The following is a 24,574-nucleotide window of genomic DNA, read 5'->3' on the forward strand; positions in this document are numbered from 1 at the left end:
GTCGCGCGCCTCGCTAGGCTGGAACGCATGCCTCTCAACGCCTCTCTCAACGCCGCTTCCCCGCACCCTCTGGACGCCGCCACGGTGGCCGGAATCGCCGCCGCCGTGGATGAACGGATGCCGACCACACTGGCCACTCTCCGAGACTTGGTCGCCATTCCCGGCATCGCCTGGGACTCCTTCGACCGCGAACCGCTGGAACGCTCGGCCCGGACCGTCGCAGACCTCATTCGGCGTCTGGGCCTGGAGGACGTCGAGATCCTGACCGAGACCCGGACCGACGCGGACGGCACCGAACGCCCCGGGGGACCGGCCGTCGTCGGGCGCCGCCCGGCCGCTCCGGGGAAGCCGACCGTGCTGCTCTATGCTCACCACGACGTCCAGCCGGTGGGCGACCCCGGTCTCTGGCAGACCGAGCCCTTCACCGCCGTCGAGAAGGACGGGCGGCTCTACGGCCGAGGGGCGGCGGATGACAAGGCCGGCATCATGGTCCACCTTGCGGCCCTGCACGCCGTGCTCGACGCCGGAGCAGACTCGGGCGTCGGCGTCACCTTCTTCATCGAGGGAGAGGAGGAGGCCGGCTCACCGACCTTCCGCAGCTTCCTGGAACATCACCGCGACCGCTTGGCGGCGGACCTGATCGTGGTGGCCGACTCCGGAAACTGGAAGGTGGGCGTGCCGGCGCTGACGACCTCGCTGCGGGGGCTGGTGGACGGCACCATCGGCGTCCGGGTGCTGGATCACGCGGTCCATTCGGGCATGTACGGCGGCCCCGTGCTCGACGCGCCGACGCTGCTGGCACGTCTGATCGCGACGCTCCATGATGAACACGGCAACGTGGCGATCGCCGGCCTCGAGCAGCAGCACCACGCGGAGATCGACTACCCGGAAGAGGACTACCGCGCCGACGCCTCGGTGCTGGACCCGGTGCGACTGGCGGGGACCGGTTCGCTCGCGGACCGCCTCTGGAACAAGCCGGCCCTGAGCATCATCGGCACGGACGTCCCACGGCTCGAGGTGGCCTCGAACACCCTGCAGCCCGAGGCCCGGGCGAAGTTCAGTCTGCGCCTGGGCCCCGGCATGGACCCGGACGCGGCGATGGCGGCCGTGCGGGAGCATGTGGAGTCGGTCAGTTCGACGGCACTCTTCGGCGCCGAGGTCATTTTTGAACCGGGGGAGACTGGCCAGCCTTTTGCGACGGACACCTCGGCCGCCGGAGCCCAGCTGATGCTCACCTCCCTACGTGAAGCCTGGGGTGTGGAGCCCGTGGAGACGGGCATCGGGGGCTCCATCCCGTTCACGGCCGACCTGCTGGAGGTCTTCCCCGAGGCGACCCTGTTGATCACCGGCGTCGAGGATCCGGACTCGCGGGCGCATTCGGCCAACGAGTCCCTGCACCTGGGTGATTTCCGCCACGCCGTGCTCGCAGAGGCATTGCTGTTGGCCGCGACGGGACGCTGACATAGACTTGATGGACACCTCGATACACCTAGGGCTCCATACCAGACAGCTGAGACAGCTGGGAATGAATCACCCGGACCAGGCGTTGAGACCGGGGAGTACACGCAGACGAAGGAGCGAGCATGAGCGTTTCCGCAGAAACCGCAGAAGCCACTGAGACCGCCATTCCGACCGCTGAGCCGGCGGAGGGACTGGCCACCCATGAGGTCGAGCTGACCGAGGTGGCCGCCAGCAAGGTCGGCAGCCTGCTCGAACAGGAAGGTCGCACCGACCTGCGCCTGCGAGTGGCCGTTCAGCCGGGTGGCTGCTCCGGGCTGATCTACCAGCTCTACTTCGACGAGCGGGTTCTGGACGGCGACGCCGTGCGGGACTTCAACGGCGTCGAGGTCATCGTGGACAAGATGAGTGTGCCGTACCTCTCGGGTGCGACCATCGATTTCGAGGACACCATTTCCAAGCAGGGGTTCACCATCGACAACCCGAATGCGGGCGGCTCCTGCGCCTGCGGGGATTCCTTCCACTGATCTAGAGGGGAAACAGCCTCCCATCAGCCTCGACGTCGGGTGCCCGGACCAGATGATTGGTCCGGGCACCCGACGTTTTGCATGTCACGGATGGGAGGAACCGGACGGTAAGCTCTACAGTAGGTAGTAAAGCCAGGGGTCCTCTTGTGGCCGCTTCGCTTCCCGGTTCCAACGCTGGTCCGGACGAGCGTGGCTGGGGAGGCATTCGCACGAGATGAAGAGGAAGGGCCGTCTGTGAGATCGCAGATTCGAGCCGGCAGCCGCGGTAGGCGTCTCCTGAAAGGGGGAGCGCTTGCCCTCGTGGCAGTCGTGGTCCTGTCCGGTTGTTCGGAACAGGCACAACGAGGTTGGCTGCCCGGGGCACGGGGCACCACCAATCAGACGGCCCAGCTGACTGACCTGTGGGTCAACTCCTGGATCGCCGCCATTGCTGTCGGCGTAACGACGTGGAGCGTTCTGCTGTGGTGCATGATCGCCTACCGTCGCCGGAAGAAGGACCAGGGCTACCCGCGCCAGCTGGCCTACAACCTGCCCCTGGAGACGCTGTTCACTGTGATCCCGGTGATCATGGTGCTCACGCTGTGGGGCTTCACCGACCGGGTCCAGCGCGAGGTCGACACTCCTGTGGAGGATTCCCCGCTGACCGTGCAGGTGTACGGCAAGCAGTGGTCTTGGGATTTCAACTACTCCTATGATGGCCAGGAGAAGCACTACCAGGGCGTCCAGGCGCAGCTCGACGGCACCGAAGGCGTGGAGGAGACCCTGCCGACGCTGTACCTGCCTGTCGATGTTCCGGTGCACTTCGAACTGAAGTCCCGCGACGTCATCCACTCGTTCTGGATTCCGGCCTTCCTGCGCAAGCTGGACATGGTGCCGGGCAAGACCAACAACATGTACTTGATCCCGGAGGAGGAAGGCACCTTCCAGGGCAAGTGCGCGGAGCTGTGCGGTGAGTACCACTCCGAGATGCTGTTCAACGTCGAGGTCGTCTCGGAGGCCGAGTTCCGCGAGCACCTCGGTGAGATGGAGGACGGACTCCTGGGCAACGAGTACAGCCGCAACCCCAACGAGCACGCCGATGGCCAGCTGGACCAGGAAGTCCAGCAGGGTGACGGCTCGCTGCGCAATGAGGGTGACTCGACCGGCGGCGAAGGCACCGAAGGCGGAGGAGAGAACCGATGACCACCTACGAATACGCCTCGGATGAGCAGGCCGCGGCAGCACCGCGCGTCGTCCCCGTCTCCAAGGGCACCGTCATCGTCAACTGGCTCACCAGTACCGACCACAAGGTGATCGGGTACATGTACCTGATGGCGTCCTTCGTGTTCTTCTGTCTCGGCGGCGTCATGGCGCTGCTGATCCGGACCGAACTGTTCGAACCGGGCATGCAGCTGCTGCAGACCAAGGAACAGTACAACCAGCTGTTCACCATGCATGGCACCATCATGCTGCTGATGTTCGCCACGCCGCTGTTCATCGGCTTCGCGAACGTGGTGATGCCCCTGCAGATCGGTGCCCCAGATGTGGCATTCCCGCGACTGAACGCCCTGTCGTTCTGGTTCTTCCTGTTCGGCTCCATCATCGTGATCGCCGGCTTTTTGACCCCGCAGGGCGCTGCGTCCTTCGGCTGGTTCGCCTACGCTCCGCTCTCGGATGTGACGTACTCGCCCGGAGTGGGCGGTGACCTCTGGGTCTTCGGCCTGGGCCTGCAGGGCTTCGGCACCATCATGGGTGGCGTCAACTTCATCACCACCATCCTGACCATGCGCGCCCCGGGCATGACGATGTGGCGGATGCCCATCTTCACCTGGAACACCCTGATCACCGCCATCCTGGTGCTGATGGCCTTCCCGCCGTTGGCCTCGGCGCTCTTCGGCTTGGGCATGGGCCGGCGATTCGGAGGACACATTTTCGACCCCGAGAACGGCGGTGCCATCCTGTGGCAACACCTGTTCTGGTTCTTCGGACACCCCGAGGTCTACATCATCGCGCTGCCGTTCTTCGGCATCGTCTCTGAGGTTCTGCCCGTCTTCAGCCGCAAACCGATCTTCGGCTACAAGACGCTGGTCTTCGCCACCACCGCCATCGCGGCCCTGTCCGTGACGGTGTGGGCGCACCACATGTATGTCACCGGCTCCGTGCTCCTGCCCTTCTTCTCGCTGATGACAATGCTCATCGCGGTGCCCACCGGGGTGAAGTTCGTCAACTGGATCGGCACCCTCTGGCGAGGGTCTCTCACCTTCGAGACACCGATGCTGTGGAGCCTGGGCTTCATGGTCACTTTCCTGTTCGGCGGTCTGACCGGGATTATCCTCTCGGCGCCCCCGCTCGACTTCCACGTCTCGGACACCTACTTCGTGGTGGCCCACTTCCATTACGTGGTTTTCGGCACGGTGGTGTTCGCCATGTTCGCCGGATTCTTCTTCTGGTGGCCCAAGTTCACCGGGACGATGCTCAACGAGCGACTGGGCAAGATTCAGTTCTGGATGCTGTTCATCGGCTTCCACGGCACTTTCCTCATCCAGCACTGGCTCGGTGTGATGGGCATGCCCCGTCGTTATGCCGACTACATGGTCGAGGACGGCTTCACTCTGATGAACCAGTTCTCCACCGTGTTCTCGTTTATCCTCGGTGCCTCGCTGATCCCATTCTTCTGGAACGTGTATGTCACCGCGCGTCGAGGCAAGAAGGTCACCGTGGACGACCCGTGGGGCTTCGGTGGTTCGCTGGAGTGGGCAACGTCCTGCCCGCCGCCGCGGCACAACTTCCACTCGCTTCCGCGCATCCGCTCGGAGCGTCCTGCCCTTGACCTGCACCATCCCGAGTTGCTGCCGGCCTCACCGCAGCAACAGCCCGAGGTCTTCGGAGAGAAGGCGGCTGCCAAGTGAAAACAAACGTCACGATCTTCGCCATTCTGGGTGGCTTCTTCCTCCTGGCCGCCACGGTCTACGGCTTCTGGGTGAACTGGACTGAATGGGCCGGTATCCCGGCTCTGTACGCCACCGGCGGCCTGGGCCTGATGATCGCCCTGTACCTGTGGCTGACCTCTCGCAGTTTCGGGCTGGGGCCTGATGATGATGAGAACGGTGACATCGCCGAGTACGCCGGCACGTACGGCACCTTTGCTCCCTGGAGCTGGTGGCCACTCGGCCTCGGGCTTGCCTGCGCGATCCTGATGCTGGGGCTGGCCATTGGCTGGTGGATCGCCTACGTCGGCATCGGACTCGGTATCTACTTCCTCGTTGGTTGGGTGTTTGAGTACTCCATGGGCGACCACGCCCACTGAGGCACGGAGCCGCCACGCTAGAACGTCTGGACGGACTGGAGCAACCGCTCCAGTCCGTCCAGAATCAATTCGAGCCCGAATCCGAACTCCTCCCCGAAGTCGTATCCCGGCCGCAGGATGTGCTCTGTAGCCATCTCCCGGAGCCGGGGGAGCTGCTCCGGAGAGAACGCGTCGGCCACGGCCGCCATCTCCTCACCGATACCGCCCCCGTCGTTGAGGGGCAGCGCAGACTCCTGAAGGACCGACCCGTAGAGGTAGGCGTCCAGAAGAGCGTAGGCGTGTGCGGCCTGAGGCACGGAGAAACCCGAGCTCCGCAGGACCTCCAGAGTGGCCTCGTGATGACGCAGGGTGGACGGCCCGGGGGAGCGCCGTGATTCCATCAGGGGAACCGCCCACGGGTGCCGCAGCAGGGTCTGCCGCGCCGAGTGATACCGCGCCGAGAGAGCGGGGCGCCAGGGCTGGTTCGGAGTGGGATCGCTGATCTCGGCGAACACCGCATCGACGATCCAGTCGAGGATCTGCTCCTTGCCCGAGACGTAGTGGTAGACGGACATCGGTTTGGTGCCCAGACTCGCCGCGAGCGTTCGAATGGTCAGAGCGGTCAGGCCCCGGGTGTCCGCCAACTCCAACGCGTGGGAGCGGATGCGGTCACGGCTCAGGAGCGAACCCTGGTCAGGGGACGGGGCGGACGAACTCATAGTTCCTGGACCATAGCATTTTCGTACGCCGTACGTTACCTTCGTACTATGTACGAACAAGAGAAGGTCCACGGGTTCGCTTGTTCGGCCCGCCCATCGATGAGGGCGCTGGTGCGCCATGAGTACGGGCCGTCGTCGGGCCTGCGCCTCGAGGAGGTTGCGGCCCCACGGGCGGGTGCGGGAGAGGTGCTTGTCGCCGTACGGGCGGCGGGCCTGGACCGGGGGACCTGGCACGTCATGACCGGCCTGCCGCTCCTGTATCGAGTGGTGGGCGGGCTGCGGCGGCCCAGGGACCCGATACTGGGCCTCGATTTCGCGGGCACCGTGATCGAGGTCGGTCGGGAGGTCGAGTCGTTCGCCCCGGGTGACGAGGTATTCGGCTTCGGTGCGGGATCCCTGGCCGAGCTGGCGGCGGTCCCCGTCAAGAAGGTGTCCCATCGGCCACCCGAACTCGACCCCGTTGAGGCTGCGGCCCGGCCGGTCTCGGCCACGACCGCTCTGCAGGCGATCACTGCGGCCGGCGTCTCCGCGGGACACCGCGTACTGGTCAGCGGCGCCTCGGGGGGAGTGGGCAGCTACGCCGTGCAGATGGCCGTCTCCCGCGGCGCGGAGGTGACCGGCATCGCCAGCGCGGCCAAGGCGGACTTCGTCCGTGAGCTCGGCGCCGCGGACGTGGTGGCCTATGACCTCGAGGATCCCTGGTCATCGGGACGCCGATACGACGCCGTCCTGGATATTGCCGGTCATCCCACCTTCCGCCAGCTACAGGGAATGCTGGAGGCCGGTGGAACGGCCGTGCTGGTGGGCGGCGAAGGCGGAGGACGGCTCACCGGAGGACTGGAGCGGCAGATGATCGCTGCGGCCAGGGCGCGCTTCGGTGGTCCTTGGATGCAGATGCTCATGAACCGGGAGGACCCACAGGTTCTGCGCGAGGTGGCTCAGTTGGCCGTCCGTGGCGAACTGTCCGTACCGATCAGCCATCGCGTCGGCTTGGACCGGGCTCCGGAGGCCATGGCGGCGTTGGAGGCCGGAGAGGTGCGCGGTAAAGCCGTGGTGACGATGCCGTCGTGAGCGTCTGAGACGAAATCTGAGACGAAAGAAGGTCCCCACCTGCAGTGGGGCCCTTCTTCGGTGATGACGTGGGCATCGAAGGTTCAGCTCAGCTCAGCTCAGTGCTCGATGGGCGGCTGACCTTTGAGGCTGGTGTCTACCGCTGGCGGCACGTCGTGGTGATCATGAGTCTTTGCCTCGGCCAGCTCCTCACGAGTGACCGGCTCAACGCGTTCCTCATAGAACCACCGGTGGAGTCTGGCCCGGAGCTTCTCCGAGCCGGAGGCCTTACCGTCGCGGCCAGGCTGTGGCGGAACGGGCCTCTTCGACTCGAAGCTCACGAGCTTGTACAGCCGGTAATCGTCCAGACGTTCGTGACGCTCACGGAACGCTCCCTCCGGGGTCATCTCGATGACTCCGGCCTCGCGACCATGCAGGACGATCTCACGGTCCTTTCGTTGTAGGGCCAAGCATACCCGCCTGGTGACGATGAAGCCGATGATCGGTCCGACGAAGAAGATCGCCCGCAGCCAATAGGTCACATCGTTCAGGGAAATGTGGAAATGGGTGGCGACAAGGTCCGACGATGCGGCGGCCCACATGGTGCAGTACCAGACGATGCCGGCAACGCCGATACCGGTACGGGTCGGAGCGTTGCGCGGGCGGTCCAGAATGTGGTGTTCGCGGTCATCCTTGGTGATCCACCGTTCGATCCACGGCCACGCCATCATGGTGCCGATGAGGATGGCGGCCGGCACCATCGGCAGCAACACGTTCCAGACGAGGGAGTTGGTACCGCCAGGGAACAGCGTCCAGACATCGTGGATGGGGGAGTGCTGGGCGAATCGATCCTCACCGAGGAAGCCCAAGGGCAACTGCCATTCGAACGGGAAGGCGCCGATGAAGCCGGGCATCAGGCGTAGTGCGCCGTCCACCCAGCCGATATACCAGTCCGGTTGGGTACCGGCAGACACCGGCGAGGGATCATAAGGCCCGTAATTCCAGATCGGGTTGATCGTGAACAACCCGGCGATCAGAGCGATGATGCCGAAGACGATGAAGAAGAACCCACCCGCCTTCGCGGCATACACCGGGCCGATCGGGTAGCCCACCACGTTGTTCTCCGTCCGGCCCGGACCGGGGTACTGGGTGTGCTTGTGCACGACGACCATGAACAAGTGGATGACCACCATGAGCAGGATCAGGGCCGGAATGAGTAGCACGTGCAAGATATACAGGCGACCGATGATGTCATAGCCCGGGAACTCGCCACCGAAAAGGAAGAACGAGATATACGTGCCGATGACCGGAATCGCCTTGATGACGCCGTCGATAATGCGCAGACCGTTGCCGGAGAGCAGGTCGTCCGGCAGGGAGTAGCCGGTGAAGCCCGCGGCCATGCCCAGCACGAGCAGGACGCTGCCGACGACCCAGTTCAGCTCACGAGGCCGCCGGAAAGCACCGGTGAAGAAGACGCGCAGCATGTGCACAGCCATCGCCGCCACGAACAGCAATGCCGCCCAGTGGTGAACCTGGCGCATGAAGAGTCCGCCGCGGACATCGAAGGAGATATCGAGCGAGGAGGCATAGGCCACGGACATCTCGACGCCGTAGAGCGGCTTGTACGACCCCTCATAGACGGTGTGTGCCATGGAGGGGTCGAAGAAGAACGTCAGGAAGGTGCCCGACAACAGCAGAATCACGAAGGTGTACAGCGCGACTTCGCCGAACATGAAGGACCAGTGGTCCGGGAAGATCTTGCGGCCGAATTCCTTGACGATCGGCGAGAGCCCGACGCGGGTGTCGACGAAGTTGGCGATCTTTCCCGTCGGCGTCGCTGCGCGGTACTCGGTGGTGGTCGAGGTGCTCATTGGTGTCAGCCACGCTCCCAATATGCCGGTCCAACGGGCTCGTGGAAGTCGCTCTGGGCGACCAGGAAGCCCTCTTCATTGACGGTGATCGGCAACTGCGGCAGCGCATGGCCTGCCGGGCCGAAGATGACCTTGCACTCCTGCGTCAGGTCGAAGGTCGACTGGTGGCAGGGGCACAGCAGGTGGTGGGTCTGCTGTTCGTACAACGCCACCGGGCAACCGACGTGTGTACAGATCTTGGAGTAGGCCACGATCCCGTCCACGTGCCAGTTCTCCCGGCCGGGAGAGATGTGCAGGTCCTCGGGATCCAGGCGCATGACCAGGACGACGGCCTTGGCCTTCTCGTTGAGTTTGCCGTGCTCGATCTCGTTCAGACCCTCGGGGATGACGTGGAACGCCGAGCCGATGGTCACGTCCGAGGCCTTGATCGGGGTGCCCGTGGGGTCACGCACCAGACGGACGTCGGTGTCCCACATGGTGTGGCTCAGGCGTTCGGGGCCGAAGTTCTCGGTGGCGAGGTCGCTGCGATCGTCGGTGTCGTCGAGATCGCGGAAGATGGCGATGGCGGGCAGCACGGCGAGCACGCCAGCGCCGATGAGCGTGTTGCGCAGCAAGGGACGACGCTTGACCTGGGTCTCATCGACGATGTCCTCGATCATGCCAACAGCGATCTTCCGGTCCGCCTCAGTGCGGACCTCATGCCGTTCCTCGGACATCTCGTGGTCCGGCATCAGGGTCTTGGCCCAGTGGACGATGCCGACGCCGATGCCCAGCATGGCAAAGGCCGTACCGAGGCCCAGTAGCAGGTTCTGCAGGCGGATCGTGGCGATGTCGGTGTCTGGGCCGATCTGTCCGACCACGAAGTAGCCCACGAAGAACAACAGCGTTCCCACGATGGACAATCCGAAGAGGAACGCGACCTGGCGCTCGGCCCGCCGGGCGGCCCGAGGGTCCTCATCTGCCAGACGTGGCCGGTGCGGCGGGAGGCCGGGGTTGTCGATGGCGAATCCGCCCGACTCCTGCTCCCCGGCGTGCTCAACGGTTCCCGCGCGTTCCGGGTCTCCGTGGCCTTGCTCAGACATCGATCTGAATCCTTTGCTTGAGTGATGATTCGTTGTTCGGCCGGCGCCCCCACGGCACCGTCAGGTTAGGACGACCGAGAGGTCAACCAGACCATGAAGCCGACGATCAGGGCTAAGCCCCCGGTCCAGACCCACAGCCCTTCCGACACGGGCCCGAGTGATCCCAGTGGAGCACCGCCCGGGGATCCTTGAGTCTCAATCTGCTTGAGGAACGCGATGATGTTGCGCTTGTCCTCTGGCTTGATGTTGGAGTCATTGAACACCGGCATGTTCTGTGGCCCGGTGGCCATGGCCTCGTAGATGTGCTTCTCCGACACGCCCTCGAGTCCGGGGGCGAACTTGCCACGGGTCAGTGCACCACCGGCGGCTGCCGCGTTGTGACACATGGCGCAATTGACGCGGAACAGCTCTCCGCCCTTACCGAGATCGACGTCCTCGTGGTCGGTGTCGAGGTACTCCTCCTCCGGAATGGAGGGACCGGCGCCCAGAGACGACACGTACGCGGCCAGCTGCTGAGTCTGTTCATCGTTGAACACCGGCTGCTTGGCCTGGGCCTGGGGTCCCTGCATCTGCAGAGGCATGCGGCCGGTGCCGACCTGGAAATCAACCGAGGCGGCGCCGACGCCCACGAGCGAGGGGCCATCTTCGGTGCCCACGGCCTCCATGCCGTGGCACGTGGCGCAGTTGGCGTTGAACAGCTTCTCGCCCTCGCTGATGTCCTCGGCGCTGTAACCGGACCCCGTGGTGGCTGCCTGTGCCTGGTTCATGGTGCTGGCGACGGAGTAGAGGCCGCCGGTGATCAGAAGTCCCAGAAGTAGCAGCGCAACCCCGACGAAGGGATGGCGCCGTCTCTGTGAGAGTGCCTTCACGGTGTGTTCCTAACGTTCTCGGTGACCGGACTGACGCTGTGTGTCCGATCGCCTCAGGGTGGTGCGGGTGTGCCGACGATGCGGGGCTTACTTCAGGAAGTAGACGATGGCGAACAGGGCGATCCAGACGACATCGACGAAGTGCCAGTAGTACGACACGACAATGGCCGAGGTGGCCTCATGGTGACCGAAGCGCTTGGCCAGGTAGGCCCGGCCGATGATGAACAGGAAGGCGATCAGACCGCCGGTCACGTGCAGAGCGTGGAAGCCCGTGGTGATGTAGAACGCCGAACCGTACGCGTCCGAGGCGATGGTGATGCCTTCCGAGACGAGCATGGCGTACTCGTAGGCCTGGACGGAGACGAAGATCGCGCCCATGATGAACGTCAGGATGAACCACTCGACCATGCCCCAGCTCTTCAGGGCGAACATCCCACCGGTGCGGCGGGGCTGCAGCCGCTCGGCTGCGAACACGCCGGCCTGAGCGGTGAATGAGCTGGCCACCAGGATCAGCGTGTTGACGAACGCCAAGGGGACGTTCAGCACCTCGGTGTTGTCCGCCCACAGCTCCGGAGACGTGGACCGGAGGGTGAAGTACATGGCGAAGAGGCCACCGAAGAACATCAACTCGCTGGCGAGCCACACCATGGTGCCCACTTGCACGATGTTGGGTCGGCTGGGCAGTCCTGTGGCGGGCCGGGGGAGGGCATGGGTTGCAGTCGTCACCCGCCCATTATGGCCCTAAAACATGCGCTGGCTCCAATGCGACGAACGTTTCGGCGTTTCCCCGTGCTCCCGTGGCTGACTTGGCACACCGAGTGGACTCACTCTGGTGGGTCGGCCCTGGAGGGCGATCTCCGCTGCAACAGTCGGTCGTGCGCCCTCTAGCCGCTCCGACGCGGAGATAGCATGACGGGGGTGAGCACACTGACGACCGATACCCCGTCCTGGCCCGCCATCTTCGGGCTGCTGCTCGACCGGAGGGATCTCACCTCCGAACAGGCCACCTGGGCCATGCGCGAGATCATGTCCGGAAATGCCACGGACGCCCAGATCGCGGGCTTCCTGATCGCGTTGTCCGCCAAGGGTGAGGTCGTCGAGGAATTGTTGGCTTTGACACAGGTCATGCTCGAGAACGCCGTCCGCCTGGAGGTGCCGGGGGAGACCCTGGACATTGTGGGGACCGGCGGCGACAAGCTGGGCACAGTCAACATCTCCACCATGTCCTCCCTGGTGGCGGTGGGTGCCGGAGCCACCGTGGTGAAGCACGGCAACCGCGGGGCGTCCTCGACCGCCGGAGCGGCTGATGTGATCGAGGCGCTGGGCGTCGACCTGACCCTGGGCGTGGACAAGGTGGTCGAGTGCGCCACCACGGCCGGGATCACGTTTCTCTTCGCCCAGGGCTACCACCCCTCGATGAAGTACGTGGCACCGGCCCGCAAGCAGTTGGGGATCCCCACCGTCTTCAATTTCCTCGGCCCGTTGACCAACCCCTCCGGAGTTCGGTCGCAGGCTCTCGGATGTGCCAACGCGCGCATGGCGCCGCTCCTGGCCGGCGTGTTGGCCGAGCGCGGGCTGCGCGGCCTGGTGTTCCGGGGCAGCGACGGCCGGGACAAGATCACCACATCCGGACCGTCCACTCTCTTCGAGGTGCGGAACGGGACAGTGGAGGAGCACGAATTGCACCCCGAGGACTTCGGAGTCCGGCTGGCGCCCGTAGAGGCTCTGGCGGGCAAAGGGGGAGAGCACAATGCCGGGATCGTCCGCGATCTGCTGGCCGGCGCCGCCGGCCCCGTGCGGGACGCGGTGCTGCTGAACGCGGCCGCAGGTCTGACGGCCTTCGACACCTCCGCCGAGGGGCACGTCTTCGACCGGATCAGGGCGAACATGGCCCGGGCGGCTGAGTCGATCGACTCGGGTGCCGCTCAACGCGTGCTGGACACCTGGATCCAGGTGTCGCGCTCGTAACGGTCAGTCTCCGGTGGTCTCGATGGTCTCGATGTTCTCGAAACCCAGGGCGAAACCCTCTTCCAAGTCGTGACGGGAGTAGGCGCGGAAGGCCAGCATCGTCTCCGTGTCCTTGACGCCGGGGACCTTGGACAGCTGGTCGGCGATGACATCGGCCAGGTCGTCGTACTGACGCAGCCTGACCATGGCGATCAGGTCCCAATCTCCAGTCACCGAGTACACGGCCGTGATGCCGTTCAGGTCGGCCAGTTGTTCGGCACATTCCGGGATGCGTTGCGGATCGGTCTTGATCATGACGAATGCGGTCACCATGGTGGTTTCCTCCGGGTGTGCTGGCAGAGCGGGGCTGATCGAGGTTGCTGCTCCATCCTAGGTCCGGGAGGGACGGCGCGCCCTCACTACCAGGGTCGTGACGGCCCGGCGCCCGAGCAGGAACACCCCCAGGACCACTGCGGTCACAAGCTGGAACGAGGGGGCCGCGGTGTCTCCGAAAAGCACCCTCAGCAGCAGTCCACCGATCACCGTCACCACCCAGACCACGACGCCGGCCGGCCAGAGCCGCGTGCAGGTGCGGTCCGGGCGTGTGGCTGCGGTCGCGGCCGCCCACGCCAGGAGGAAAGGCAGCGCGGTCCACAGGATGCCGCCAGGGTCCATGCCGGACTCATGAGTACGCCGTCCCAAGGCAGCGAACATGAAGATCAGCAGAGCATCGGAGACCAGGCTCGCACCGCGCCATGCCGACAGAGAACTCGAAGAGCGCGAGGCGGGGCTGTCAGGAGTGGATGGCATGCTGCGAGTCTACGGCGCCCTAACGAACAAGCCGGAAACCTTGTGCTGCGGAGTACCAGGCTGTACCTTTGTGAACATGTTCGTCATGACCATGGACCAGCGGGGATCAAGTTCCGGACCTGACCGTGTCGGTGCCCTTGTCGAGGGATTGAACGAGGACGACGTCGCCGGGGACGACCGCGGAATCGTCCGGCCTTTCCAGCGTACGGCCGGAGATGAGGTCCAGGGAGTCCTCGAACGAGCGGACACCGTGGTCGGCATCGCCTTGTCAGCGGCCCGATCAGGACACTGGAGCGTGGGGATCGGTGTCGGACCGGTGCGCCATCCTCTTCCCCCGGAGACCCGGGCCGGGGCCGGCCCCGCTTTCGAACGCGCCCGCACTGCCGTCGAGCGAGCCAAGCACTCCCCGGGCCACGTGGCACTGGTCGGCTCGGCGGACACCGCCGAGGTGCAAGAGCTGATCGAGGCCGGTGAGGCTGCGCTGCAACTGCTCGCCGAGCTGGAATACCGCCGTAGTGATGAGGGCCAGGCCGCGGGCAAGTTGATGGACGAGGGCAAGACTCAGCGGGAGGCAGCGGAGGATCTCGACATCACTCAGCAGGCCGTCAGTTCCCGACTGCGGACCGGGCTGTGGAACGAGAGCCGGCGTATGGCCGCCGCGGTCTCGGCCCTGCTGGAGCGGGTGGACCGACGGGCGGACGCCTCACCCCAGCAGATCGGAGAAGCATCATGACGGCTCTGTCCGTGGTGTCGATCCTGCTGCTCGTGCTCTCCGGGCTGATCGCTGTACCGCAGTATTTCGAGAGATTCCGGGGCACTCGCGCTCGGCTGAACACGCTGCTGTACGCCACGTCGTCGGCCCAGCTGGCACTTCTGGGGGCTGCCGCCGTCGTCGCCGTCCTGGCTGGGGGCGGGTCCGGTTGGACCGTCGCCGGCCCCCTGGCGGTGCTCGCCGCAACGCTGGGCGGGGGAGCACCGACCACGTCGATCCTGCAGGTCTCGTTCAATGCATCCCACCCCGAACATCAGCCGATGCTGACTGGCGAGAACGGCGAGAAGGTCTTCAACCAGGAGTACTGGGCTCAACCGGTGCTGCGCGGTGGGGCCTGGATCGGTGTCCTCGAACGTCTTGCGGTGGCCTCGACCCTGATCGTGGGTTGGCCTGAGGGACTGGCCATCATCCTGGCGGTGAAGGCCCTCGGACGGTATTCGGAACTGGGGAAGTCCGGTGCCGCCGAGCGTTTCATCCTGGGCACCTTCGCCAGTCAACTCTGGGCCTGCGCCTGCGTCGGTGTGGCTGTTCTTCTGGCCTGAGCGGGTTGCTGTGCTCTGAAGGTCAGCCGTGGATGGCGCGCAGCACGGAGGAGACTGTCTCCGCCGGTATCTGGCCCGGGGCCGATGCCTCACCCAGGGTCGCGAACGTGGCGCAGGATCCGAACACGCCGCCGGAGACTCGGGAGGCCAAGCCCATCCCTTGCATCGACATGGTGATGATGGGGGAGTCGAGCTCCTGGGCGGCCTGCAGGGTGGCCTGCAGCAGTGTCAGGACGTCCTGCGGCGACTGAGGCATCACCGCGATCTTCGGGATGTCGGCGCCCATCGACTCCATCGTGGCCAACCGGTGCACGATCTCGTCGGCATCCGGCGTGGCGTGGAAGTCATGATTCGAGGCCACCACGGTGACGCCGTGGTCGTGTGCGGCCGCGATGCACTCATCGGCCGAAGCGCGCTGATACTCGATGTCCACCAGATCCACGTGCCCTGAGGCACAGAGTGAGCGCACGAGGTCGAGATAGTCGCGGTCGGAAACGGCCGCGGCACCGCCCTCGGCGTCCGTGCGGACGGTGGCCAACAGTGGCAGGTCGCCCAGGATGTCCTGGAGAACGGTCAACTCACGCAGCACCGTCTCGGTGTCGGTCAGACCGGCGAAGTGGTCGATGCGCCATTCCACTAGGTCGACCAGTCCGACGTGCTCGGGAGCGGCCGCCTCTGCGGCGGCCGTCCTGATGGACTCGGACTCCTTCGCCACGATGGGCACGATGACCGCCGGTCGTCCGGCGCCTGGACCGGAACTCAGAACGAGCTTCTTGACCTGGACAGTTGCGGCGGCAGAGGGGACGGACATGGACGCGTTGGCGGAGGTGCTGTTGCTCACGGCCCCACTGTAGCGGCGAGGCCAGCGCCCGCGGCCGGCCGGGAGGTCCAGGCCGCGTAGGAGCCGTCCAACTCTGCAACGTCGAATCCGGCCCGGCGCAGCGCGGACGCAGCCACCGAATTGCGGATGCCGGACTGGCAGTAGGCGACAATGGTGCCCTCGCGGGGAAGGCGACCCTGATTCCACAGGACCCTGCCCGCGCTGAGCTGTTCGGCTCCGGGGATGTGACCCGCGGCGTATTCCCCCTTGCCGCGGACGTCGAGCAGCATCGCATGGTCGAAGGACTCGAGCTCGGCGGGGGAGACGAGCGACGGAACGGTAGAGGGCAGGTCGTTGATCGAGGTGACGTACCCAGCCACCCCGTCGATGCCGACGCGCAGCAGACGATCGCGCATCTGCCGGGCTCGCGGTTCGTCGTCCGCCAACAGCACCACCGGAGCGGAGTCCCGCTCCGGGTCGTAGGCCCAGGCGCCGTGACTGGCGACCTTGCCCGGATTCGGCAGATTCAGGGAGTTCACCACGGTTCCCGCGTGGACGTCCTGGACAGAACGAGTGTCGATCAGGACCAGCGAACCGTCCACCACTCCGTGGGCCAGCTGGGCCGGCTCCAGCTGTGGCACGCGGTCCTCGGGACGGATGATCTCGGGGCCCTGGCGGTTCTGACGCTTCATCCGGCCGAAATAGGCGTGGGGATCGGGCTGACCGTTGAGAAGTTCGTCGATGAATCCGGCCTCGTCATCGGCGGCGAGGTGCACGCCCCACCAGGAGTACAACCGCTCATAGCCGACCGAGGTGGACGGCAGGGCCCCGAGGGCTTTGCCGCAGGGAGAACCGGCGCCGTGGGCGGGGAAGACCTGAAGGTGGTCGGGAAGGGTGAGGAACACCTCGCGCAGTGAGGTGAAGAGCTGCCGAGCGCCCTCGAACCGAGTGTCCGTTCCGCCGGCCACCTCGTCCAGGAGGTCGGGGCGTCCCAGGTCACCGCAGAACACGAAGTCGCCCGAGAGCAGATATCCGGGCTGGTCGGTCACGGAGCCGTCGGTGACGAGGAAGCACAGGTGCTCGGGAGTGTGCCCCGGGGTGTGCAGGGCCTGGAGTGTGACGTCCCCCAGGGTGATGGTGTCGCCATGATGCAGGCGCTCGGCGTCGAACCCGTACTGCCAGTCTTCGCCGCCCTCTCCGGAAACATAGAGCCGGGCTCCGGTGGCCGCGGCCAACTGTCGAGAGCCGGAGAGGTAGTCGGCGTGGATGTGGGTCTCGGTGACGGCTGTGATGGTCAGGCCGTTGCTCGCGGCCAGATCGAGGTAATCGGCGATGTCGCGGCGTGGATCCACCACGATCGCATCGCCGGTCTTCTGGGACCCGATGAGGTAGCTGGCTTGTGACAGGTCGTGGTCATAGATCCGTTCCAGCAACATGGCGGCGGTGCTCTCCTTCGGTACGGTTCCGGTACCTGCCGGGGGACCGGTCTGCAGGGTCGATGTCAGCGTAGTTCAGCCACGGCCGGCCGGAGGAGACCCGAGCGACCGCCGGAATGGGATGTGCGCCGCCGCGGCTTGAAACGCGTGCGGCCGAATCGAGAGTCAATTTCATGCCGTTGTCGTCAACAATGTCGCCGTGAGAGTCAATTCATGAGCCATCACCGTCGATAAAGTTGTGAGTCATCACACACCGAATAGACGTTTTTGGGCGGAGGTATGGCTATGGCACTCGGACACGAGCAGCTGTATGCGGGATACCTCGGCGAAGATGTGGACGCTTCCCTCGAGGCAGAGGACGCCATTCGGATCCGGATCCATGACGATCACGGAGAACTCCTCAGCTCCTCGTGGCGGTTGGGCTGTATCGACTTCTGCCTGTTCCAAGCACAAGCCGGCGTGGACGTCACTCCCTACCGACCCCACAGGACTCTTCACGGATTCAGCGTCGGTCTCTGCGTTGCCGGCTCAGTGACCGTCGCCCAGGATGGACGACGCGCAGAGCTGGAGCCGGGGGACTTCACCTTCTATGGAATCGAGCGGCCGTTTCAGATTTCCGCCGAGGACAATCATGATTTTCTCGTCATGAGAGTTCCCCTGTACCGGATCGGACTTGAGCCGGGTGCCATGGATGCGCTCAAGGCCCTGAAGATCTCGAGCTCGACGGTGTCGGCCTCGATACTGGCCTCCACCTTGACCACGATCGCCGCCCACCAACGGGATCTCTCCACCTCCGCTCAGCTGCACTACGCAGACGCCCTCTGTTCGATGGTTCAGGCCGTCGTGGCTGAAGCCCAACCAGACGACGTCAATACTCAGCATCTGACCCTCTTCAACCGGATGGCTCGGTGGATCGAGGACCGCATCCGGGACGAGAACCTCACCAGCGAGAGAGTGGCGGCGGCCCATCACGTGTCACCGCGGCACGTACGAGCGATCTTCGCCAGCAACGGCACTCAAGTGTCCACGTTTGTGAAGGAACGACGACTCGAGCTGGCGCGGCGCGACCTCTCCAATCCGGATCTTTCTCATTTGAGCATCAGCCAGATCGCTCAACAACACGGGTTCTGCGAGCCCTCGATCTTCAGCAGAGGATTCCGTCTGCAGTACGGGGACACCCCATCCGGGTACAGGAAGAGCAATACCCGGCTACTCAACAACAACGCGTCGAGCACGCCCACCGGTCCGGTCCTGGTCAACAGGTAGCGGAGCCACGCGCCGACGTGCGCGTCCACAGCCATTCAACGGTCCTTGTTGTGACGTCTTGCGTCCGCAACGTGGCCGGCCCACCCAGAAGAGAGAGACCTATGCAACAAACGGGCCTGACGCCTTTCAGCTCGATGACGGACATCGCCTCGGCGATTCGCACTCGGCGGGTGCATCCAGAAGACGTCACGGAGATGTACCTCGACAGGATCGAACGCTTCAATCCTGAGCTCAACGCGATCGTGTGGATCGATCCCGAGGCCTCACGGAGCGAAGCGACAGACGCCGGCCGGGTTCTCCGGCAGGGTGATGACGTCGGGCCCCTCCATGGAGTGCCGGTGCCGGTCAAAGACCTGACCCCGTCGGCAGGGCAGCCGTGTTTCATGGGGTCCCTGGGGACCAGCGAAGAGCCCTCCACCGTGAGTGAGCTCGCCATCACGGCCTTGCAGGACGCCGGTGCGGTGCGACTCGGGCGGAGTCACGCCCCAGAAGCGGGCACCATGAGTGTCACGGAGACTCAGCGTTTCGGCATCGCCCGGAACCCCTGGGACCCTTCACTCTCTCCGGCCGGCTCCAGCGGGGGAGCGGCGGCAGCAGTGGCCGCCGGACTGGCCCCTTTTGCCCATGCCAGCGACGGCGGAGGCTCCATCCGGAACCCTGCCTCGAGTTGCGGACTCGTCGGTCTCAAGCCCAGCCGTGGTCGCGTGCCCGCACTGACGAGTGGCTGGGAACATGCGGCCACCGAAGGCGCCATCACTCGGACCGTGCTCGACGCCGCCACCGTCCTGGATGTGCTCAGCGGCCCCGATCCGCAGGCGATGTACAACGCGCCCGTTCCACGACGCCGGTTCGCCACCGAGGTGGAGCACCGGGCACCGGTGCTGCGCGTCGGACTGGCACTGGAGGCCCCGACGGGACTTCCCGTCGACGAGGAATGTGTCCGCGCCGCCGTCGGGACTGCTCGGTTGCTGGAACAGCAGGGACACACGGTGGTTGAGGTCAGCCCGCGGTACTTCAGCGAAGAAGCGGTCCAGGGATACATCACGCATGTCATGGACGCCTCCGTGGCGATCATGCCGTACCTTCATCCGGAACGCGCTGAGCCCTACCTTCAGCACCGGATGGCGCGGGCCCGCCGGGCCTCGGCCGCGGACTACGTGGCCACGGCCATGAGGTTGCAACGGGAGAGTCGCCGCGTGGTGGCGCAGTTCGGGGCGGATTTCGACGTCCTGGTGACGCCCACTATGGCGACTGAACCGGTGCCGGCGGGGGAGCTGGTGGCCGAAGCGAATCGACAGCCGGATGAGATGCGACTGCGTGAAGGCCAGATGGTCTCCTTCACGAGCTGGGTCAATCTTGCCGGGCTGCCGGCCATCTCCCTGCCCCTGCATACCTCGTCCGCTGGTATCCCGATCGGCTCCCAGATCGTCGCCGGTCCCTGGCGAGAGGACCTGCTGATCCAGCTCTCGGCGGCGTTGGAAGCCGCGCAGCCCTGGGCCGACCGTCATCCTCGCGGCTACGAAGACTGATTGCGCGGACGCATGATAGAGATCCTGCTCTCGGTCCTGACACAGCTCGGCCTGTATGCGCTGCTGGCTCTGTCTTTGTCCTTGATCTTCGGTGCCAGTCGTGTGGTCAACCTGGCGACCGGCGATTTCGCGGCCGTGGGGGCCTATGCCATGGTCGCCACGCAAGGATTGCCCTTTGCTCTTCGCATCGTCGTCAGCCTGGTGGCCGCGGCCCCGGTCTTGTTCTTGATCGAAAGAGGACTGCTGAGTCGATTGCTGGCCCATCCGTTGGCCTCCATGCTCGTCACCTGGGGTGTCGGTATGGCCCTGAGACAGGCGTGTGAGGTGATCTGGGGATCCACGGCCCGGTCAGTCGCTGCACCGGTGGAGGGAAGCATCGAGATCCTCGGGACGGTGTATCCCACCTACCGCCTGATCGCAGCTCTGGTGGGGGTAGGAGTCACTGCCGTGGTGCTCGTCCTCTGTTATCGGACGAGGGCCGGTCTTCGACTTCGGGCGGTCGCCGAGAACCCCACCATGTCGGCCTTGCTCGGCACGAATCCCGCGCGGGCGCGTTCGATCGCCTTCATCGTCGCGGGGATGCTCGCCATGCTGGCCGGCGCTCTCTACAGCCCGCTGCTCGGGGTGAGCCCGAGCATGGGATTCTCCCTGCTCATTCCCTCCTTCTTCGCGCTGCTTCTCGCCCGGCCCGGCTCCTTCGCCGGGGCCGCCGGGGCCGCCGTCGTCATCGTCACCCTGCAGGTACTCCTGCGGCAGTACTTTCCGGACACCACCGCTGAAGCCCTCTTCTACGGGATGGTCCTGATCGCCGTCGCTATCCGCTCTATCCCCATCACCAGGAGGTTCCAGTCATGGCTGGTTCGTATCGCACCGTCCAGAAAGCCAAGAAAGCTCGCGGCATGAAAACGAGGTGGGCGGCATCCGCGGCCGCCGTCGCGAGTATGTCGCTCATCGTCTCCGGATGCGGGAGCAGCATCGGAGGTGATGAGGGGAGTGCAGGAGAGGACCAGGGTCCCCTGAAAGTGGGACTGATCGTGCCCGCGACCGGGCAGATCTCCGACAGTGGCCTGGCCATGCAGGCCGGTTTCGAAGTCGGGATTGACAAGATCAACAACGACGGCGGAGTCGGCGGGCAGCCGGTGGAGTACGAGGTGCAGGACAACCAGAGTGATCCTGCCACCACCGCACAGATCGCACGCCAATATGCCCGTGCGGACGATACCTCCCTGATGTTCGGCACGATCACCGGCGATTCCGCTGTGGCCGCCGGCAAGGTCGCGGACCAGGAGAAGATTCCCTTCTCCACCGTGATCCTCGGGGACCCCGCCGTGTGTTCACCCTATGCCTGGGCGTTCGGTCCCTCGAATCGGCAATTGCTCTCCCCGCTGGTACCGGAGTTGATCGAGGAGTACGGGTCAGATGTGGCGATCGTCGGCTCCGACTACATCCATCCTCGCCAGTACGCGGCCCGGGCCAAGGAGATCGTCGAGGCCAGTGGCGGCACAGTGGTGGCGGAGGAATACAGCCCGATGGGCACCACCGACTTCGCCTCCACCATCGGCAGGCTTCAGGATGCTGAACCAGATGTTCTCCTGTCCATGGTGGTGGGCGCCGATGCCATCACCTTCACCCACCAGGCGGACGAGTTCGGACTGTTGACTCCGGAGCTGGGATTTGAGGGAGCGCCCCTGGACGCGGACTACTACGGAGCGTTGTCCTCACTCGTGGACGGTCGTGAGCATTCAGTGCGGTGGAGCGATGCTCGGAACGATCCGGAGAGCCAGGAATTCGTCGAGGCCTACCGGGAGAAGACCGGCGCCGAAGGCCCGATTCCGGAAGTGGCCGGGAACGCCTACTTCGCGATTCGCTTCATCGCGGCGGCAGCCAACGATGCGGAGGCTCATGGACGGGAGGAGCTGAATGCGGCCATCGAATCATTCAACTACGACTCTCCTCTCGGGCAGGGAACGCACTTTGACGGTCCGGCCAACCTCTTGCAGGCCGATATGTTCACAGCCACGATCGACGACGGTTCGTACACCGTGACGCAGGAACACGGCGAGGTTGCCGACACGGAGACCTCATGCCAGTAGACGAAGCCGAAGTGCAGAGCCGGCCAGCTGACCCGGCCAGCAGATCGACGACGACCTCGCGGGTTCGCAACATCGGTGCCGTGGCCGTGGTGCCGATCGTGCTCGTGCTGGCGCTGGCGCCGTTCGGGCTGGCTCCCTTTGCCCTGGGCATCCTGTCGCTGGGCCTGGTCTATGGGCTCCTGGCGTATGCCTTGGATCTGTCGTGGGGACGGGTGGGCTTGCTGAGTGTCGGCCACGCCGCCTTCTTCGGGTTGGGCGCCTACGCGGTGGCGGTGGGCGAGGCGAACGGGATTCCGATGGTCCCGGCCGCCCTGGCGGGGGTGGCCGTTGCGGCCGCCCTGGCCGGTCTCATCGCCTTGATCGCTCTGTCCGTGCCGGGGGAGACGTCGATCCCCTTGTTCATTCTGCTGACGTTGGGCACGAGCCAGTTGCTGCAACGAACCGCGAACTCCCTCAGAGAGGTCACGGGTGGTGCCAATGGCATTACGGGTCCCTATCTGGACGTCGTCGGCAGCTATTACCTGGTGCTCGGCGCCGTCGTCGGGACGGTGGCTCTGACGTATCGGCTGATGGTCAAGGGGCGCCGTGGCGCCTTCCAGCTGGCGGTGTTGTTCAATCCGGTACGGGCCGAGCATCTGGGGATCAACGCCCGGCGAACCAGCATTCTCGCCTTTGCCGTCTCCGGTGGCGTCGCGGCGGTCGCCGGTGCGCTCTTTGCTCCCGTGGCCGGCCTCGTGACGCCGTCCACCGTGGGGTTGGCGTTGTCCACCAGCGTGCTGACCTGGCTGGCTCTCGGCGGGAAGGGTTCGTTGTACGGCCCCTTTGTCGGGGCCATAGTGCTCACGATCGGACAACAGGTGCTGGGCGGTACCTGGCAAAGCTGGTACATCTTCGCGACCGCCGCTCTCTTCGTACTCATCATTCAAGTGGCGCCTGGGGGATTGGCCGGTCTCGTCCGTACGTGGATGGGCCGTGGCCAAGACATCCCCTCGCTACCGGCGAACGCCACCCCGCTGCCGCGAAAGGTACCGACGGGGACGCCCGGTGCCCCGCTACTGGAACTGACGTCCGTGTCGCAGAGCTTCGGCCGGATTCCTGTTCTGCAGGATGTCTCGCTGACGGTGGAGCGCGGTCAATGTGTCTGCCTCATCGGACCGAACGGGGCCGGGAAGTCCACTCTCTTGTCGCTGATCGCCGGGCACCTGAACGCTTCCGAGGGATCAGTGTTGCTCCGGGGGGAAAACGTGAAGTATGACAGGGTCAGCATGCGGGCACGCCAGGGCGTCGGTCGCTTGTTCCAAGTGCCGAGTGTCTTCACCGAGCTGACCGTGGCGGACAATCTGCGCCTGGCCGCCCTCACGAGTGGGGCTGACACAGCAAAAACCGCAGACACCGCAGACACCGCGGAGCAGGGGACGCAGCAATTGGCCGGGGAGCTGTCCATGGCCGAACGCCGTCACCTCGAGCTCGATATGGTGCTGCAAGGCCCGCCTGAACTGGTGTTGCTGGACGAGCCGGCAGCCGGGCTGTGCCACCAGGATGCCCGTGCCCTGGCCTCCCGTCTCCGTACCGTGGTCACCGAGAGCGGATGCGGCATGGTGGTGGTCGAGCACGACATGGACATCGTGCGTGAGCTGGCCGACGTCGTGGTGGTTCTCGCCAACGGTTCGGTCATCGCTTCGGGCTCCATGGACGAGGTGGTGGCGGACGATGCCGTGCGCCAGGCATATCTGGGGGTGTCCTAATGGGTCTCACGGTGAATGGGGTGACGAGTGGCTATGCCGGGATCGCGGTGGTGCACGACGTTGACCTGGCTGTAGAACCGGGGGAGATCGTCTCTCTGCTCGGACGTAACGGCATGGGCAAATCGACGTTGCTGAACTCGGTCTTCGGGACGGTGAGTCGACTGGGTGGCACGGTCCGCGTGGACGGCCGGACCATCCCGTCAATGCGACCCGAGGCGATGTCCGCCGCTGGAGCCAGCCTGCTGCCGGAGGACCGTGGCACGTTCCCGTCCCTGAGTATCAGCGACAATCTCGAACTGGCTCGTCGAAGCTACCGACCCGTTATTGATCCGCGGGACGTCTTTCCGCTCTTGACGGAGCGGTCGACGCAGCTGGCCGGAACGCTCTCGGGCGGCCAGCAGCAGCAACTGGGTATTGCCCGTGCCGTGCTCGCCGGATCGGCGTACATCTGTGTGGACGAGCTGACTCAAGGACTTCAGCCGTCCGTGGTGGAAGACGTGTTCAGCATGCTGCGCCACCTTGCCGAGTCGGGAATTGGCATTCTGATGGTGGACCAGAATCCGGAAGTGGTGGCTCAATGGTCCGACCGGGTTCTGGTGATGGAAGGCGGCAGGATCGTGCTGAATCGCACGGTGGACGCCGGCATCGGTGAGGAGCTGAACGAGCTGCTGAGTCTTCGATGAGCGCTGTTCTAACAGCTACTGGCCCGCACTGTAGAAGTGCACAATGACACCGGTTGATCTGGTTGCCCGGATCCAGTGCTTGCGCACCGC

General features: G+C 65.1%; 24 protein-coding genes. 15 read left to right on the top strand and 9 right to left on the bottom strand.

The features are described 5' to 3' along the window. Positions 1 to 27: 27 nt before the first annotated feature. The 5 genes from ACFQQD_RS08180 to ACFQQD_RS08200 all read left to right on the top strand — a co-directional run bounded on the left by ACFQQD_RS08180 (position 28) and on the right by ACFQQD_RS08200 (position 5,271). The gene (locus ACFQQD_RS08180; protein ID WP_378088157.1) at positions 28 to 1,461 is read left to right on the top strand and encodes a dipeptidase; all 1,434 of its coding nucleotides are present in this window, start codon (positions 28 to 30) and stop codon (positions 1,459 to 1,461) included. Between the two features lie 122 nt (positions 1,462 to 1,583). After that, on the top strand, positions 1,584 to 1,985 hold the full coding sequence (locus ACFQQD_RS08185; RefSeq protein WP_378088159.1) for a HesB/IscA family protein: 402 nt from the start codon (positions 1,584 to 1,586) through the stop codon (positions 1,983 to 1,985). A 234-nt stretch (positions 1,986 to 2,219) separates the two neighbouring features. Then, a complete protein-coding gene (gene coxB, locus ACFQQD_RS08190) occupies positions 2,220 to 3,167 on the top strand; it encodes a cytochrome c oxidase subunit II (protein WP_378088162.1) in 948 nt (315 codons plus the stop codon). Continuing rightward, complete coding sequence (gene ctaD / locus ACFQQD_RS08195; RefSeq protein WP_378088164.1) at positions 3,164 to 4,873, top strand: cytochrome c oxidase subunit I; 1,710 nt, start codon at positions 3,164 to 3,166, stop codon at positions 4,871 to 4,873. Before coxB ends, ctaD begins: the two co-directional genes overlap by 4 nt. Then, positions 4,870 to 5,271 carry a cytochrome c oxidase subunit 4 gene (locus ACFQQD_RS08200; protein WP_378088166.1) on the top strand — a complete coding sequence of 134 codons (402 nt, stop codon included), beginning with the start codon at positions 4,870 to 4,872 and terminating at the stop codon, positions 5,269 to 5,271. Before ctaD ends, ACFQQD_RS08200 begins: the two co-directional genes overlap by 4 nt. Before the next feature lie 17 nt (positions 5,272 to 5,288). On the opposite strand, the gene ACFQQD_RS08205 is transcribed toward ACFQQD_RS08200, so the two are convergent. Then, positions 5,289 to 5,969: a TetR/AcrR family transcriptional regulator gene (locus ACFQQD_RS08205; protein ID WP_378088168.1), complete on the bottom strand. Its 681-nt coding sequence runs from the start codon at positions 5,967 to 5,969 to the stop codon at positions 5,289 to 5,291. Positions 5,970 to 6,017: 48 nt separating this feature from the next. On the opposite strand from ACFQQD_RS08205, the gene ACFQQD_RS08210 reads away from it, so the two are divergent. Next, a complete protein-coding gene (locus tag ACFQQD_RS08210; protein WP_378088170.1) occupies positions 6,018 to 7,040 on the top strand; it encodes an NAD(P)-dependent alcohol dehydrogenase in 1,023 nt (340 codons plus the stop codon). Positions 7,041 to 7,138: 98 nt separating this feature from the next. Here the strand turns inward: ACFQQD_RS08210 and ACFQQD_RS08215 are convergent, their stop codons facing one another. From ACFQQD_RS08215 to ACFQQD_RS08230, 4 genes are all read right to left on the bottom strand, one after another. After that, a complete protein-coding gene (locus ACFQQD_RS08215; protein ID WP_378088172.1) occupies positions 7,139 to 8,890 on the bottom strand; it encodes a cytochrome bc complex cytochrome b subunit in 1,752 nt (583 codons plus the stop codon). Between the two features lie 5 nt (positions 8,891 to 8,895). After that, positions 8,896 to 9,972, bottom strand: a complete 1,077-nt coding sequence (locus ACFQQD_RS08220) for a Rieske 2Fe-2S domain-containing protein (protein ID WP_378088174.1) — start codon at positions 9,970 to 9,972, stop codon at positions 8,896 to 8,898. A gap of 65 nt (positions 9,973 to 10,037) precedes the next feature. Then, positions 10,038 to 10,841, bottom strand: a complete 804-nt coding sequence (locus tag ACFQQD_RS08225; protein WP_378088176.1) for a cytochrome c — start codon at positions 10,839 to 10,841, stop codon at positions 10,038 to 10,040. Positions 10,842 to 10,928: 87 nt separating this feature from the next. Next, entirely contained in the window at positions 10,929 to 11,567 is a 639-nt protein-coding gene (locus tag ACFQQD_RS08230) for a heme-copper oxidase subunit III (RefSeq protein WP_378088178.1), read from the bottom strand. 183 nt (positions 11,568 to 11,750) lie between these two features. On the opposite strand from ACFQQD_RS08230, the gene trpD reads away from it, so the two are divergent. Then, complete coding sequence (gene trpD / locus ACFQQD_RS08235; RefSeq protein WP_378088180.1) at positions 11,751 to 12,809, top strand: anthranilate phosphoribosyltransferase; 1,059 nt, start codon at positions 11,751 to 11,753, stop codon at positions 12,807 to 12,809. 3 nt (positions 12,810 to 12,812) lie between these two features. On the opposite strand, the gene ACFQQD_RS08240 is transcribed toward trpD, so the two are convergent. Both ACFQQD_RS08240 and ACFQQD_RS08245 read right to left on the bottom strand, forming a co-directional pair. Beyond that, entirely contained in the window at positions 12,813 to 13,121 is a 309-nt protein-coding gene (locus ACFQQD_RS08240) for an Lrp/AsnC family transcriptional regulator (protein WP_378088182.1), read from the bottom strand. 57 nt (positions 13,122 to 13,178) lie between these two features. Continuing rightward, positions 13,179 to 13,598, bottom strand: a complete 420-nt coding sequence (locus ACFQQD_RS08245; RefSeq protein WP_378088184.1) for a DUF3054 domain-containing protein — start codon at positions 13,596 to 13,598, stop codon at positions 13,179 to 13,181. Positions 13,599 to 13,674: 76 nt separating this feature from the next. On the opposite strand from ACFQQD_RS08245, the gene ACFQQD_RS08250 reads away from it, so the two are divergent. Then, on the top strand, positions 13,675 to 14,331 hold the full coding sequence (locus tag ACFQQD_RS08250) for a hypothetical protein (protein ID WP_378088186.1): 657 nt from the start codon (positions 13,675 to 13,677) through the stop codon (positions 14,329 to 14,331). After that, positions 14,328 to 14,912: a hypothetical protein gene (locus ACFQQD_RS08255; protein ID WP_378088188.1), complete on the top strand. Its 585-nt coding sequence runs from the start codon at positions 14,328 to 14,330 to the stop codon at positions 14,910 to 14,912. Before ACFQQD_RS08250 ends, ACFQQD_RS08255 begins: the two co-directional genes overlap by 4 nt. Before the next feature lie 22 nt (positions 14,913 to 14,934). Here the strand turns inward: ACFQQD_RS08255 and aroD are convergent, their stop codons facing one another. Both aroD and ACFQQD_RS08265 read right to left on the bottom strand, forming a co-directional pair. Further along, positions 14,935 to 15,753 carry a type I 3-dehydroquinate dehydratase gene (gene aroD, locus ACFQQD_RS08260; RefSeq protein WP_378088190.1) on the bottom strand — a complete coding sequence of 273 codons (819 nt, stop codon included), beginning with the start codon at positions 15,751 to 15,753 and terminating at the stop codon, positions 14,935 to 14,937. Further along, complete coding sequence (locus ACFQQD_RS08265) at positions 15,750 to 17,168, bottom strand: rhodanese-like domain-containing protein (protein ID WP_378088192.1); 1,419 nt, start codon at positions 17,166 to 17,168, stop codon at positions 15,750 to 15,752. The genes aroD and ACFQQD_RS08265 overlap by 4 nt, the downstream gene beginning before the upstream one ends. 285 nt (positions 17,169 to 17,453) lie before the next feature. Here ACFQQD_RS08265 and ACFQQD_RS08270 point away from each other — a divergent pair, with 285 nt between their 5' ends. The 6 genes from ACFQQD_RS08270 (at position 17,454) to ACFQQD_RS08295 (ending at position 24,484) form a co-directional block, all read left to right on the top strand. Then, complete coding sequence (locus ACFQQD_RS08270; protein WP_378088194.1) at positions 17,454 to 18,434, top strand: helix-turn-helix domain-containing protein; 981 nt, start codon at positions 17,454 to 17,456, stop codon at positions 18,432 to 18,434. A gap of 101 nt (positions 18,435 to 18,535) precedes the next feature. After that, complete coding sequence (locus ACFQQD_RS08275) at positions 18,536 to 19,963, top strand: amidase (protein WP_378088196.1); 1,428 nt, start codon at positions 18,536 to 18,538, stop codon at positions 19,961 to 19,963. Positions 19,964 to 19,975: 12 nt separating this feature from the next. After that, complete coding sequence (locus ACFQQD_RS08280) at positions 19,976 to 20,866, top strand: branched-chain amino acid ABC transporter permease (RefSeq protein WP_378088198.1); 891 nt, start codon at positions 19,976 to 19,978, stop codon at positions 20,864 to 20,866. Continuing rightward, on the top strand, positions 20,863 to 22,056 hold the full coding sequence (locus ACFQQD_RS08285) for an ABC transporter substrate-binding protein (protein ID WP_378088200.1): 1,194 nt from the start codon (positions 20,863 to 20,865) through the stop codon (positions 22,054 to 22,056). Before ACFQQD_RS08280 ends, ACFQQD_RS08285 begins: the two co-directional genes overlap by 4 nt. Further along, a complete protein-coding gene (locus ACFQQD_RS08290) occupies positions 22,047 to 23,801 on the top strand; it encodes an ATP-binding cassette domain-containing protein (RefSeq protein WP_378088202.1) in 1,755 nt (584 codons plus the stop codon). Before ACFQQD_RS08285 ends, ACFQQD_RS08290 begins: the two co-directional genes overlap by 10 nt. Before the next feature lie 20 nt (positions 23,802 to 23,821). Continuing rightward, the gene (locus tag ACFQQD_RS08295) at positions 23,822 to 24,484 is read left to right on the top strand and encodes an ABC transporter ATP-binding protein (RefSeq protein ID WP_378088204.1); all 663 of its coding nucleotides are present in this window, start codon (positions 23,822 to 23,824) and stop codon (positions 24,482 to 24,484) included. Positions 24,485 to 24,574: the final 90 nt, after the last annotated feature.

The sequence above is a fragment of the Citricoccus sp. GCM10030269 genome (assembly GCF_042665635.1).
Lineage (GTDB): Bacteria > Actinomycetota > Actinomycetes > Actinomycetales > Micrococcaceae > Citricoccus.